General features: G+C 66.6%; 12 protein-coding genes. 8 read left to right on the plus strand and 4 right to left on the minus strand.

All coding sequences use genetic code 11. The annotated features are described in order from the left end of the window. Positions 1 to 34 precede the first annotated feature (34 nt). Positions 35 to 2,572: an aminopeptidase N gene (gene pepN, locus ABUA28_RS04775; protein WP_349902807.1), complete on the minus strand. Its 2,538-nt coding sequence runs from the start codon at positions 2,570 to 2,572 to the stop codon at positions 35 to 37. A gap of 86 nt (positions 2,573 to 2,658) precedes the next feature. On the opposite strand from pepN, the gene ABUA28_RS04780 reads away from it, so the two are divergent. Beyond that, complete coding sequence (locus ABUA28_RS04780) at positions 2,659 to 3,639, plus strand: DUF2332 domain-containing protein (protein WP_349902808.1); 981 nt, start codon at positions 2,659 to 2,661, stop codon at positions 3,637 to 3,639. A gap of 22 nt (positions 3,640 to 3,661) precedes the next feature. Here ABUA28_RS04780 and ABUA28_RS04785 read toward each other — a convergent pair whose 3' ends face one another. Continuing rightward, the gene (locus ABUA28_RS04785; RefSeq protein WP_349902809.1) at positions 3,662 to 4,264 is read right to left on the minus strand and encodes a hypothetical protein; all 603 of its coding nucleotides are present in this window, start codon (positions 4,262 to 4,264) and stop codon (positions 3,662 to 3,664) included. Positions 4,265 to 4,468: 204 nt separating this feature from the next. Between ABUA28_RS04785 and ABUA28_RS04790 the strand changes: the two genes are divergently transcribed. The 4 genes from ABUA28_RS04790 to ABUA28_RS04805 all read left to right on the plus strand — a co-directional run bounded on the left by ABUA28_RS04790 (position 4,469) and on the right by ABUA28_RS04805 (position 7,734). Then, positions 4,469 to 5,089, plus strand: coding sequence for a mycothiol-dependent nitroreductase Rv2466c family protein (locus ABUA28_RS04790; protein WP_349902810.1), 621 nt, complete (start codon positions 4,469 to 4,471; stop codon positions 5,087 to 5,089). Positions 5,090 to 5,153: 64 nt separating this feature from the next. Further along, positions 5,154 to 6,578, plus strand: a complete 1,425-nt coding sequence (locus tag ABUA28_RS04795) for an NAD(P)/FAD-dependent oxidoreductase (protein ID WP_349902811.1) — start codon at positions 5,154 to 5,156, stop codon at positions 6,576 to 6,578. 55 nt (positions 6,579 to 6,633) lie between these two features. Next, on the plus strand, positions 6,634 to 7,215 hold the full coding sequence (locus ABUA28_RS04800; RefSeq protein WP_349902812.1) for a DinB family protein: 582 nt from the start codon (positions 6,634 to 6,636) through the stop codon (positions 7,213 to 7,215). 33 nt (positions 7,216 to 7,248) lie between these two features. Further along, entirely contained in the window at positions 7,249 to 7,734 is a 486-nt protein-coding gene (locus tag ABUA28_RS04805) for a ribose-5-phosphate isomerase (RefSeq protein ID WP_349902813.1), read from the plus strand. Between the two features lie 45 nt (positions 7,735 to 7,779). Here ABUA28_RS04805 and ABUA28_RS04810 read toward each other — a convergent pair whose 3' ends face one another. Continuing rightward, the gene (locus tag ABUA28_RS04810; RefSeq protein WP_349902814.1) at positions 7,780 to 8,865 is read right to left on the minus strand and encodes a DivIVA domain-containing protein; all 1,086 of its coding nucleotides are present in this window, start codon (positions 8,863 to 8,865) and stop codon (positions 7,780 to 7,782) included. 204 nt (positions 8,866 to 9,069) lie between these two features. On the opposite strand from ABUA28_RS04810, the gene ABUA28_RS04815 reads away from it, so the two are divergent. The 3 genes from ABUA28_RS04815 to ABUA28_RS04825 all read left to right on the plus strand — a co-directional run bounded on the left by ABUA28_RS04815 (position 9,070) and on the right by ABUA28_RS04825 (position 12,250). Then, positions 9,070 to 10,077, plus strand: a complete 1,008-nt coding sequence (locus tag ABUA28_RS04815; protein WP_349902815.1) for an Fpg/Nei family DNA glycosylase — start codon at positions 9,070 to 9,072, stop codon at positions 10,075 to 10,077. Between the two features lie 93 nt (positions 10,078 to 10,170). Then, positions 10,171 to 11,571: a sensor histidine kinase gene (locus ABUA28_RS04820; RefSeq protein ID WP_349902816.1), complete on the plus strand. Its 1,401-nt coding sequence runs from the start codon at positions 10,171 to 10,173 to the stop codon at positions 11,569 to 11,571. 31 nt (positions 11,572 to 11,602) lie between these two features. Continuing rightward, a complete protein-coding gene (locus ABUA28_RS04825; protein ID WP_349902817.1) occupies positions 11,603 to 12,250 on the plus strand; it encodes a response regulator transcription factor in 648 nt (215 codons plus the stop codon). Between the two features lie 64 nt (positions 12,251 to 12,314). Here the strand turns inward: ABUA28_RS04825 and ABUA28_RS04830 are convergent, their stop codons facing one another. Continuing rightward, positions 12,315 to 12,593 carry a DUF2510 domain-containing protein gene (locus ABUA28_RS04830; protein ID WP_349902818.1) on the minus strand — a complete coding sequence of 93 codons (279 nt, stop codon included), beginning with the start codon at positions 12,591 to 12,593 and terminating at the stop codon, positions 12,315 to 12,317. Positions 12,594 to 12,607 lie beyond the last annotated feature (14 nt).

A 12,607-nucleotide genomic window follows, 5' to 3' on the forward strand; every position in this document is an offset into this window, starting at 1 on the left:
TGCGCGTTCAGTGTATTGGCGTCGCACGCGCTATTTACGCGTCGCGCGCCTGCACTTTGAGGGCGCGGATGACGCCCGCGAGATTCTCGGTGACGAGTCGGCGCAGGGCGGGCACCTCCGGGTTCGCGTCGAGCCAGGCCTGGGTGGCATCTCGAAGCTCCGCCGAGGCGAGCGAAGCCGGGTAGAGGCCGACCACGATGTACTCGGCGATCTTGTAGCTGCGGTTGTTCCAGATGTCGCCCAGCATCGAGAAGTACTGCGGCACGAACGGCTCGAGCACGCTCGCGTCGTTGGTGTGCTGGAAGCCGAGGGTCACGTTGCGCACGATCGAGTTCGGAAGGTCGTCGCTCGTGACCAGCGAATCGAAGGCGGCCTGCTTGCCCGCAACCGTCGGAATGGTCGCTGATGCTCGGGCGGCGGCCTGCTGCCCATTGGCCGTGTTGTCCTTCGCGAGTGCCGCGTCGATCTCGGACTGGCCGGCCGCGCCGTTGAGCACGAGGCCCTCCAGCAGCTCCCAGCCGAGGTCGGTGTCGATCGCGAGGCCGTCGAGCGCGATCGAACCGTCGCGGAGCCCTCGCAGCGCGGTGACGTGGTCGGGAGTCGAGGCCAGGTTCGCAAAATACTTCACGAACTGGAACTGGGCGTCGGATCCGGGGGCAGCAGACTGGGCGAGCGCCCAGAGAGCATCCCCGGCCTGCGCGATCGCGGCGGTGCGGCGCGTGGGAGCGACGTAGAAGTGCACCGTCGTGCCGAGCTGCGCGAGAGTCGTGCGAATGGTCGTGCTCTCGGTCTCGGTCACGATGTTGCCGAGAACCAGCCGCACGTAGTCGCTCGCCTTGAGCTCGGAGTCGCGCGTGGCATCCCAGGCGGCGCCCCACACCAGTGCCCGGGCGAGCGGATCCTTGATCGCGGAGAGGTTCTCGATCGCCACGACGAGCGACTCCGGGTCGAGCCGGATCTTCGCGTAGGCGAGGTCCTCGTCGTTGACCAGCACGAGCGCGGGCCTGGCGAGCCCGACGAGCTCGGGAATGGCCGTTGCGGCGCCGTCGATGTCGGTCTCGACCCTGTGCACCCGCACGAGAGAGCCGTCGACGAGGTCGTAGAAGCCGATCGCGAGGCGGTGCGGGCGAATCGTGGGCTGGTCCTCAGGCGCGGACTGCAGCACGGAGAACGCGGTGATGGTGCCCGCGGCATCCGTCTCGATCTGCGGTCGCAGGGTGTTCACTCCCGCGGTCTCGAGCCAGAGCTTGGCCCACTGGGTGAGGTCGCGGCCGCTCGTGGCCTCGAGCTCGACCAGCAGGTCGCTCAGCTCGGCGTTGCCCCAGGCGTGCTTCTTCAGGTACGCGGCGACCCCGGAGAAGAATGCTTCGCGCCCGACCCAGGCCACGAGCTGCTTGATGACCGAGCCGCCCTTGGCGTAGGTGATGCCGTCGAAGTTGACCTGCACGTCCTGGAGGTCGTTGATGGTGGCGACCACGGGGTGCGTGGACGGCAGCTGGTCCTGGCGGTAGGCCCAGCTCTTCTCCATCGCCTGGAAGGTGGTCCACGCCTCGGTCCACTCGGTCGCCTCTGCCGTCGCGATCGTGGACGCCCACTCTGCAAACGATTCGTTCAGCCAGAGGTCGTTCCACCATTTCATCGTGACGAGGTCACCGAACCACATGTGTGCGAGCTCGTGCAGGATCGTGACGACGCGACGCTCCCTGATGGCGTCGGTCACCTTCGAACGGAACACGTAGGTCTCGGTGAAGGTGATCGCCCCCGCATTCTCCATCGCCCCGGCGTTGAACTCCGGGACGAACAACTGGTCGTATTTCTCGAACGGGTAGGGGTGATCGAACTTCTCTTCGTAGTACGCGAAGCCCTGGCGGGTCTTCTCGAAGATGTAGTCGGCGTCGAGATATTCGGCAAGGGATGCCCGCACGTAGATTCCGAGAGGGATGGTGCGGCCGTCGCGGCTGGTCAGCTCGCTGTGCACGGACTGGTACGGCCCCGCGACGATCGCGGTCACGTAGGAGGAGATCACCGGAGTCGGCGCGAAGTGCCAGGTTGAGGAGTCCCCGTGCACGACGGGCTCGGGCGTGGGAGAGTTGCTCACGACAGCCCAGCGGCTGGGTGCGGTGACCGTGAAGGTAAATCGCGCCTTGAGGTCCGGCTGTTCGAACACCGCGAACACGCGGCGGGAGTCCGGCACCTCGAACTGCGAGTAGAGATAGACCTCACCGTCGACCGGGTCGACGAAGCGGTGCAGGCCCTCGCCCGTGTTCGTGTACGCGACATCCGCGACGACCGTGAGCACGTTGTCGTCCGCGAGGCCGTCCAGCTGGACGCGCACGCCGTCGCTCACGGCAGCAGCGTCGAGCTCGACGCCGTTGAGGTTCACTGAGCGAACCGTGCGGGTGAACGCGTCGATGAAGGTGGATGCGCCGGAGGCGGCCGAGAAGGTCACGACCGTCGTGCTGAGGAAGGTCTCGTCACCCGTCGTGAGGTCGAGGCTGACGTCGTAACTGCTGACCGAGACGAGCGCCTTGCGCTCCTGTGCTTCGACCCTGGTGAGGTTCTCTCCTGGCACGCTTTACGCTCCTCCTTGTCTGACGCGGATTGTGTCCCGAATCAAGACTAGTAGCGCAGGATCCATGGACCATTCAGAATCGATTCATGGAACCGGTCACCGATCCCACGGCGGACACCGCGACGCGCTATCGCGACTTCGCCCTGGTGGAGGCGCGTGGCCTGTCGCCGTTGTATGAGGCCTGGGCGGGCGGCGTGGCCGATGACCCGAAAGTCATCGCTCTCATCGACGAACTGCCCCGGGCGAGACGCCAAGTGAACCTCGTCTTCTCTGCGGCGCGGGCCGCCGGGGTGCCGGAGACCAACTATGAGGGCTTCCGTGAATGGCTCATAGAGCACTGGCAGCAGGTGCGACAGATCGCCATGACCCGAGCAACGCAGACGAACGAGGCCGCCCGCTGTGCCGTACTGCTTCCCCTGCTGGCTGCGCTACCGCAGCCGCTCGCCCTGATCGAAGTCGGCGCATCCGCGGGGTTGTGCCTGTATCCCGACCGGTACAGCTACCGGTATGGCGACGCGATGCTGCACCCGCAGGACGGCCCGAGCACCGTCACGCTGGCGCCCCGCCTCGATGGGCCGGTCCCGGTGCCTGAGCGCGTGCCGCAGATCGCCTGGCGGGTCGGCGTCGACCTCAATCCGCTCGACGTCTCATCGGAGACGGACGTCGCCTGGCTCGACGCACTGGTCTGGCCGGAGCACGACGAGCGCAGGGAACGACTCCACAACGCGATCGACATCGTGCGGCGCGAGCCGCCCAGGATCGAGCGGGCGAACGCGCTCGATACGCTTTCGTCTCTCGCCGCCGAAGCCCCGAGAAATGCCACGCTCGTCGTCTTCCACAGCGCGGTGCTCGCCTACTTCACGGCGGATGATCGCAACTCCTTCGTGGAGTTGGTTGCGGGCCTGGGCGGCCATTGGATCTCGAACGAGGGGCTATCCGTGGTGCCAGGCGTCCAGGAGCGGCTGAAGGCTGCGCCGCCCGACCCCGCGCTCTTCGTTCTCGCGCAGGACGGCCTCCCGGTCGCGTTTGCCGGCGGCCACGGCCAGAGCCTCAGCTGGATTCGCTGAGCACCGCCGTTCGCCTGTGGATTCAGCTCACGGACGAAAGTTGCCCGGTTGCGAACTCGCGAGCAGCGACCGTTCCGACGGGCCGCTGACGCGCACCGAAGTCATCGATGGCATCCGCGAGGAGCCCGTGAAGCACGGCATCCGGATTCTCGACGCACGCCTCCGCGATGCCGATGACCGAGACGCGCAGCGCGGCGACGCAGACGCGATCCACGTCCTTCTCCCGTGGCAGCGGCTGGCCGAGCGAGAACTCTTCGGCCCAGCGCTTAGCGGCTGGCGCTGAAGCGAGCCCATCCCGGATGAGCGCCCGTGCCCTGTCAGCGACCGGCCCATCCAGTGTGCTGAGGTGGCGCTCGAAGCAGAGGAGCCCCACGGCGAGTGCGCGCTGCCGGTCATCGTTCGCGATCGGAATGGCCGTGCGGGCGGCGCGCACCGCGACGAGCACTCCGGCGAGTGGCTCGTCATCGACGAGTCCGATGACCGAGGGGATGAGTTCGACCAGGCCAGCGCGACCGTCTCTCGTGCTGCAGTCGTTGACGAGCCTGGCGAGCGACGCCAAGGCGGGGTGGGTGCACGCGGGGTGATCACTCCAGCGCTCGCCCGCAAGCCAGGACGCGAACTCCATGAAGCAGGCGCCTCGACGCGGACTTCTATGCCTGCCCGCCGACAGAACGGGCATGATGACAGGCGACTCGCTTTTCGGCATTTCGACCTCCGGGGAATCTCTCCTTCCAGTCTCCTCCGAGTTGTGCGCGGAAGCCAGAGGCTAAACGGCCGACACGGGTTTCACACAGGAATAGCGGGAGGGCGGAGTAGGTTGACACACGACATGAGTGAGAGCAGCGCTGCACCGCAAACCGTGGATTTCTGGTTCGACCCCTCCTGCCCCTGGGCATGGATGGCGAGTCGCTGGGTGGACGAGGTCGCAAAATACCGACCCATCGACGTCACGTGGCACATCATGAGCCTCGCCGTGCTCAACGAGAACAACGACGTGGACGAGGAGCACCGGGCCTTCTTCCCCCGGGCGCTGCGCTACACGCGGCTCGTCGCTGCCGTTCGCGAGTTGCAGGGGCAGCAGGCGGTCAAGCCGCTCTACGACGCACTGGGCACGCGCATCCACCCCGGGCACCGCAAGGACGTCGACGCGATCATCGCGGAGTCGCTCGCCGAGGCCGGGCTCTCCGCCGACCTCGCGCGTTACGCCGACTCGGACGAGTACGACCCGCAGATGCGAGCGTCACACTTCGACGGCATCGGCCGCGTGGGTCAGGATGTCGGCACGCCGGTGATCGCGGTCGGAGACAGCGCTTTCTTCGGCCCGGTCATCTCGCCCGCACCGAGCGGGGAGCAGGCCGCCGCGCTGTGGGACAACGTCGTCGGTCTCGCCGGCTACGACGGATTCTTCGAACTCAAACGTTCGCGCACTCGGGATCCGATCTTTGAATAGCAGTTTGACAACGGATTCAGTCGGATCGTGGGCCTTTTTGCTACGGTTTCGATAGTCTTAGGGCATGGCCACTACCGTTTTTGAGCGTTCTCGCCCGGACCAACGAATCGTCGCGGCCGCACTGGATGGGTCACGGCTGAAACCGTTCTGGCTCGATGACCTGCCACGGCGCGTGGCGTTCCCGCGGTACTCGGGTACCAGGAGCGCGGACCTCGTCGTCGTGGGCGGCGGATACACGGGATTGTGGACTGCGCTGCAGGCGAAGCAGCGTGACCCGGATGCCCGGGTCGTCATCCTGGAGGCGAAGTCGATCGCATGGGCGGCCTCCGGACGCAACGGCGGATTCTGCGAGGCGTCGCTCACCCATGGCGAGCTCAACGGCGAGAACCGGTTTCCGCGGGAGCTCGAGCAGCTCACGCGCCTCGGGGTCGAGAACCTCGACGAGATCGAGACCACTGTGCGCGAGCTCTCCCTCGACTGCGACTTCGAGCGCACCGGTGCACTCGCGGTCGCCCTCGAGAAGTACCAGCTCGAGGACCTGCGGGCCGCTCATAACGGCACGACCGAGATCTTCTTCGACGGGGAGGCGATGCGCGCCGAGGTGAATTCGCCCACCTACCTCGGTGGCCTGTGGAGCATGCGGGAGACCGCGATGGTGCATCCGGCGAAGCTCGCGATGGAGCTCGCCAGAGCCTGCACGGATGCCGGGGTCGAGATCTTCGAGAACACGCTCGTCACGGGGCTCGACAGCGAGCTTCGCAGTGGGCCGGTGAGCGTCATGACGAAAGACGGATTCGTCGCAGCGGACCGCGTCGCACTCGCGACCAACGTCTTTCCCTCGCTCCTCAAGCGCTTCCGCCTGCACACCGTGCCTGTCTACGACTACGTGCTCATGACCGAGCCGCTCAGCGATGCGCAGCTGGCAAGCATCGGCTGGGACAGGCGGCAGGGGATCGCCGACACCGGAAACCAGTTCCACTACTACCGGCTGAGCGCCGACAACCGCATTCTGTGGGGCGGCTATGACGCGATCTACCACTATGGCGGGCGCATCCGCGCGGAGTATGAGGATCGCCCAGACAGCTTCGAGAAGCTCGCGAGACACTTCTTCACGACCTTTCCACAGATCGAAGGGGTGAAGTTCACCCATCGCTGGGCGGGAGTGATCGACACCTCGAGCCGCTTCTGCGCCTTCTTCGGCAGGGCACGCCAGGGGAGGGTTGCGCACGCGGCGGGCTTCACCGGCCTCGGCGTCGGGGCGAGCAGGTTCGCCGCGAACGTCATGCTCGACCATCTGGCCGGGCTCGACACCGAGCGCACGAACCTCCAGATGGTGAAATCGATGCCCGTGCCCTTCCCGCCGGAGCCTGCGGCCTACGCGGGGGTGCAGGCATCCCGGTGGGCGCTCAACCGCGCAGATCACAACGAGGGCAGGAGAAACCTCCTGCTCAGGACGCTGGATGCCGTGGGGCTCGGATTCGACTCATGACCCGGCGGCTCAGCCCGCCGTTGTCGTTGTCAGCAGACGGTGCTACTTTTCCCGGATGAATCAGAAAGAACTGTTCCTCCAGTCCGATGCTGCACTGCGATCCGTGATCGATCGGATTCGCCCGGAGCAGCTCGCGCTCGCGGTTCCCGCGGAGTGGTCTCGCGTCGAGAATCCCACGCTGCGCGATATCCTCGCGGCCCACGCCTTCGACGAGGCCTGGGTTCCCGACGTCCTCGCGGGCCGCACCGCTGCCGAGGTCGACGATCGCTACTCCGGCGATCTGCTGGGAAGCGACCCCATCGCCGCCTATGACCGCCTGAACGACCTGGCAACGGCAGCGGTGGTCGCAAGCGACGATCCGAGCGCGACGGCGCACCTCAGCTACGGCGACTTCACGATGGGGGAGGCGCTCGAGCACATGTCGATCTACCGTGCGTTCCAGGCGTGGTCGATCGCGAAGCTCCTGGGCATCGAGTTCTCGCTGTCGCCCGAACTCGTCGACGCACTGTGGGAGATGCTCGCGCCGAATCTCGACATGTGGCGTTCGATGGGGGTGTTCGGCCCGGAGGTCGAGGTGCCCGCTGGAGCAAACCGTGAGGTGCAGCTGCTCGGGAAGACGGGCTACTGGGTTCCGTGATTCGGGCTGGTGCGCAACTTCTAGAATGAGGGGATGCGCATCCACATCGCCACGGACCACGCCGGCCTCGAGTTCAGCCAGGACCTGCAGAAACACCTGAGGGATGCCGGGCACGAGGTCGTGGACCACGGGCCGCAGAGCTATGAGCCGCTCGACGACTACCCGTCGTTCTGCATCAGTGCCGCTCGCGCGGTGGTCGCGGACCAGAACTCCGGAGTCGAGGCACTCGGCATCGTCTTCGGCGGTTCAGGCAACGGCGAGCAGATCGCGGCAAACAAGGTGCTCGGTGCGCGCGCCGCGCTGGTCTGGAACATCTCGACGGCCGAACTCGCACGCCAGCACAACGACGCCAATGTGATCGCCATCGGTGCGAGGCAGCACACGGTCGAGGAGGCGGTCAGCTTCATCGACCACTTCATCGCCACGCCGTTCTCGCGGGAGGAGCGTCACGCCAGGCGCATCGCCCAGCTCGCAGAGTACGAGCGCACAGGAGAGATCGCCGGCCACCCCATCGAGTGATGGCCGACCGCGCAGGCACGGATGCCGCCTACGCGCCGATGTGGCTCAGGCGCTGATTCCGCGCGGTCCCGGAGGCGTGTAATCCGGAATGTCGTCGCTTGACTCGGTCTCGTCCGCGAGGGAGAAGGCGCGCATCCGCTGCACGTACTGGTTCAGCGTGTGCTGCTGGCGGCGCAGGTCCGAGATCTGCGTCTCGGCATCCATCATCATCGAGGTGAGCAGTTCGTCGGTGTCGCGGTTGACAGCCGTGGCGCGGGAGATCGTGGCGGAGACGAGACGCTCGCAGTATGCGCGGGCGTTCTGGGTCTCCTCCTCGGCGCGCTGTGTGGCGCGCGCGACGATCGACTCTGCTTCGACGCTGAGGTCTTCCGCGCGCTGGACTGCAGCGCTGACGTGGGCATCGGCCTGCGCGTAGGCCTTCTGCGCGTAGCGTTCTGCCTCGTCGTGGATCGCGGCGCGGGCGGTCTCCGCCTCGTCCTGCTGTTCGCGGATGATCGCTTCGGTCGTGACGAGCTTCTGCTGCGCCTCGTGCAGCAGCTCCGCCGCCTCGCGCTTGGTCAGTTCAGCCTGGTGGCTCGCCTCGGCCTGGAGCTGTGCGACCTGGCGCTCGGCCTGGCTGATCATGGTGGCGCTGCTGCGCTCTGCGCGGGTGCGGGTGTTGCGTGCCTTGGCGGTCTCGTCTGCCGCCTGCTGCCTGGCCTGCGCGACCTCGCGCTCGGTCTCGAGACGAAGCTCTTCCGCGGCTTGGTGGGCGTCGGCCAGAAGAGTCTGGCTCTCGCGGGTGCTCTGGGTGCGGAGTCTCGTGCTTTCCGCGCGCGCCTTCGAGAGCCGCTCTGAGGCCTCTTCCGCGGCGTCTGCGAGCATCTTGCCCGCCTGGCGCTCTGCGACGCGCAGGGTCTCCTCGAACGCGGTGCCGAGTTCTGCGAAGCTCGGCTTCACCTGCGCGGAGCGCTCGTGCGCCTCCGCGAGCTCGCGGGTGAGGCGCTGGATCAGTCGCCCGTTCTCCAGTCGCTCGGCTTCGTAGCGCTCGACCCTCTCGGAGAGTTCGGCCACGATGCGGTCGACGTCTGCCGGGTCGTATCCACGGATGGCTCGACGGAACTCGATGACATTGTCGTCATAGGCGGTCAATGAAAACTCCTCTGCGTCGAGCGCGGCCTGATCTCCAACCCCGCCGACAACAGGTGGATTCTGGCGGAATCAGGGCATGAAAAGGCAGCCCTCTTAAGCTGCCATGATAGCGTGCCGCGGCTCGCATTCCGAGAAACTTATTCGTCTTGGCGACGGCCGTGGACGGAGATCTCGCGTGCCGGTGCCGCATGGTAGACAGTGAATATGCCAGAAGGCCATTCAGTTCACCGCATCGCCAGACAGTTTGCTCTTCACTTCGTGGGGCACGAGGTCGCGGCCTCATCCCCGCAGGGCAGGTTCGCGGCCGGTGCCGCCGAGATCACCGGGCGCCGGATGATCGACGCGTGGGCCATTGGAAAACAGCTGTTCCTCGAGTTCGACAACGAGCTGTTCCTGAGGGTCCATCTGGGGATATACGGCGCCTGGGATTTCGCCGGTGACATCACCGCAGACGCGACCACGGCATCCGCGAACGGGCGGATGGGGCAGACCAACCAGCAGGGAACGACGCTCGACGATGCGTCACGGGACAGCGGCGGGATTCGGGACAGCGCGGGCGAGGACTCGCTGCACAGCATCGGAGCGCCACGCCGGACCCGTCTGCGCATGGCCGAGCAGGAAAAGGTGGAGGACGACATCCAGTCCTTCCCGCCGGAGCCCATCGGCCAGGTTCGGCTGCGGCTGCTGACCACGGATGCCGTGGCAGACCTGCGCGGGCCGACCGCCTGCGAGGTCCTCACGTCCGCCGAAGTCGCGGCGATCGTCGCGAAGTCCGGCCCGGATCCGCTCGTGGACGACTCCCGCGAGGCCGAGGATCGCTTCACCGCGACGGTGCGAAAGAAGCAGACCCCGATCGGCCTGCTGCTCATGGACCAGTCCGTCGTGAGCGGAATCGGCAACGTGTATCGCGCAGAGCTGCTGTTCCGGGCGCGGCTCAATCCGCACACCCCGGGCAAGCTCGTACCCGAGGAGATGGTGCGCGCTCTGTGGCGTGACTGGGCCCATCTGCTGGCGATCGGTGTCGAGACGGGACAGATGCTCACGATGGAGGGTCTCGACGATGAGGCGTATCGCAGGGCTCTGGCCAATCGCGCCGACCGACACTGGGTGTACCACCGCGAAGGGCTCCCGTGCCGGGTGTGCGGAACGAACATCGTCATGGAGATGGCGGCAGGCCGCAAGCTCTACTGGTGCCCGACCGACCAGGCCTGAGCTGTGGGCCTGAACAATAAGGGGGATAACCCCACCTCCGGTTCGTCGGGTGTCCGGATTACCGTGGGGAGGCCGCGTCGCGATGCTGGATTCATGACGACAACTGACACCCGGGCAGCGCGATCTGTCACGCCCACGCCCGTGAGCGACTCCTTCCACAGAAACTCCTACATTCGTCTCTGGCGCCTCGTGCCGAGGGAACTCGGCTTCCTTCTGCTCGGGCTGCCGCTCGCGACGGCGGGCTTCGCCGTGACCATCGGCCTGTTCTCCGCCGGAGTCGGCACGCTCGTCACCTTCTTCATCGGCGTCGTCCTGGCAATCGCGGCGCTGTACGTGTCCCGTGCCTTCGGGATCCTGGAACTGACTCGACTCGCATGGGCCGGTCGTCCGGCCATCGAGAGGCCGGAATGGCAGGACGCGAGGGCGAAGACCGGCTTCTTCGGCTGGCTGCGTGCGGTGCTCGGCAATGGACACTACTGGCTCTACCTCGTGCACACGATGATCGTGAACTACGTGGTCGCGACCGTCACCTGGACGATCACCGTCGTCTGGGTCTCGGCGGGGCTCGGCGGCGTCAGCTACTGGTTCTGGGACGGATTCCTCCCGGCGCGGGCCCACAACGACGGCTGGTTCCTCTCGCAGTCCGTGCTGTGGCTCTTCGGCGGGCGCGCGTCGCAGTCCGACTACATCGCGTGGGATCCGTTCTTCTACTTCCTGGGCGGCGTCGTTCTGCTCGTCACCCTGCCCTTCGTGACTCGCGGCCTCACCCTGGCGCACCACGGCATTGCCCGCGGTCTGCTCGGAGCGTTCAAGTCGGACGCCCTCGAGCGCCAGGTGGCGACCCTCAGCGAGTCCCGCGGGGCGGCGATCTCGGCGGAGGGGCACTCCCTGCGCCGGCTCGAGCGCGACATCCACGATGGTCCGCAACAGCGCCTGGTACGCCTGCAGATGGACCTTGCCGCGGCCGATCGCCAACTCGCTGCCGACCCGGAGAAGGCACGCGGCCTCATCGCGGAGGCGATGGAGCAGTCGAAGGATGCGCTCGACGAGTTGCGGGCACTGTCGCGCGGCTTCGCGCCGCCCATCCTGATGGATCGCGGCCTGATTGCCGCGCTGGAGTCGGCCGCGGTGCGCAGTGCGGTCCCCACCACCGTCGTCGACCGACTCCCGGACGGAACGGTGCTTCCGCAGGAGATCGAACGGAACGCCTATTTCGTCGCGAGTGAGGCGCTCACCAACGTGGTGAAGCACTCCGGGGCATCGTCCGCCGAGGTCACGGTTGCGCTGCGTCAGCCATCGGAGGGCACCGAGGCGTGGCTCGAGCTGAGCATCACCGATGACGGCGCGGGCGGGGCAACCGCGGTCGACGGCCACGGTCTCGCGGGTCTCGATGAGCGACTGAGGGGTCTCGGTGGTGTTCTCGAGGTGCAGAGCCCGATTGGCGGCCCGACGGTGGTCACCGCGCAGCTGCCCATCACCCCTGGCCGGGAATGACCCTCGTGTTGTGACCCAATAGTCTGGGGGAATGGAAGCCCTTCGCGTGGTCGTCGCCGATGACTCGGTGTTACTGCGCGAAGGGCTGGTTCGCGTTCTGGCGGAGGCCGGCGTCGACGTCGTCGGGGCGTATCCGGACGCGGAGCAGTTGCTCAGCGAGCTCGTCGAGCGGGCTCCGAATCTCGTCGTCCTCGACGTGCGGATGCCGCCCACGTTTCGCGACGAGGGGGTGCGTGCCGCAATCCGGGCCCGGGAGCTCCTGCCGGAGGTGGGCATCCTGCTGCTCTCCCAGTACGTGGAGGTCGCCTACGCGCACGAACTGCTGGCGTCCGGTCGCGGCGGGGTCGGCTACCTGCTCAAGGATCGGGTTGCGTCCCTCGCGGAACTCGCCGATGCCATCGAGCGCATCGCGGCGGGCGGCACGGTGCTCGACCCCGAGGTCGTCGCACAGTTGATCGGCCGTCGGCACGATCCGCTCGAGACGCTGACTCCGCGCGAGCGCGAGGTTCTCACCTGGATGGCCGAGGGACGCACAAATGCGGCGATTGCATCCGGCCTGTTCATCGGTGTCGGTGCCGTGGAGAAGAACGTGACGTCGATCTTCCAGAAGCTCGGACTCGATGACTCCGGGAACGATCACCGCCGGGTACTCGCCGTGCTCGCCTGGCTGCAGCACTGACTTGACTTGAACAGCACCTGACTACGGCACGGAGGCCGCAGTCAGGTGCTGACACCTTCTGTACCTAGCGGTTCAGCAGGTTCCGAGTCGAATACCCAGCGGCAGGTTGCAGTTCCGGGCGCGCTGGCTCGAGACGATTGGTCCAGGCAGATCCATTCCACCAGCGAAGCATCGGGCTGCCTGCGGGGTCGGGGTACCAGCCAAAGGGGGCTACGACGACCGGCTGCGGCTCCGGCGCGACCGTGAGGTCACGCTCAAAGACTGCATCGGCGTCGAAATCAATCTCGGGAGCGATTTCGGTGACAAATGTGTTTTTTGCTTCGGGGGCGAAAGCAATGGACATGTTTATCCTGCAAG

It is taken from the genome of Parafrigoribacterium humi (genome assembly GCF_040227205.1).
Classification (GTDB): domain Bacteria; phylum Actinomycetota; class Actinomycetes; order Actinomycetales; family Microbacteriaceae; genus Parafrigoribacterium_A; species Parafrigoribacterium_A humi.

Excerpts from the sequence above, each read along its gene's own strand:
- ABUA28_RS04790 (WP_349902810.1), top strand. The coding sequence starts at position 4,469 with ATGAGTGAGAGCAGCGCTGCACCGCAAACCGTGGATTTCTGGTTCGAC.
- ABUA28_RS04800 (WP_349902812.1), top strand. The coding sequence starts at position 6,634 with ATGAATCAGAAAGAACTGTTCCTCCAGTCCGATGCTGCACTGCGATCC.
- ABUA28_RS04795 (WP_349902811.1), top strand. The coding sequence starts at position 5,154 with ATGGCCACTACCGTTTTTGAGCGTTCTCGCCCGGACCAACGAATCGTC.
- ABUA28_RS04830 (WP_349902818.1), bottom strand. The coding sequence starts at position 12,593 with ATGTCCATTGCTTTCGCCCCCGAAGCAAAAAACACATTTGTCACCGAA.
- ABUA28_RS04785 (WP_349902809.1), bottom strand. The coding sequence starts at position 4,264 with ATGGAGTTCGCGTCCTGGCTTGCGGGCGAGCGCTGGAGTGATCACCCC.
- ABUA28_RS04825 (WP_349902817.1), top strand. The coding sequence starts at position 11,603 with ATGGAAGCCCTTCGCGTGGTCGTCGCCGATGACTCGGTGTTACTGCGC.
- ABUA28_RS04815 (WP_349902815.1), top strand. The coding sequence starts at position 9,070 with ATGCCAGAAGGCCATTCAGTTCACCGCATCGCCAGACAGTTTGCTCTT.
- ABUA28_RS04780 (WP_349902808.1), top strand. The coding sequence starts at position 2,659 with ATGGAACCGGTCACCGATCCCACGGCGGACACCGCGACGCGCTATCGC.
- ABUA28_RS04820 (WP_349902816.1), top strand. The coding sequence starts at position 10,171 with ATGACGACAACTGACACCCGGGCAGCGCGATCTGTCACGCCCACGCCC.
- ABUA28_RS04805 (WP_349902813.1), top strand. The coding sequence starts at position 7,249 with ATGCGCATCCACATCGCCACGGACCACGCCGGCCTCGAGTTCAGCCAG.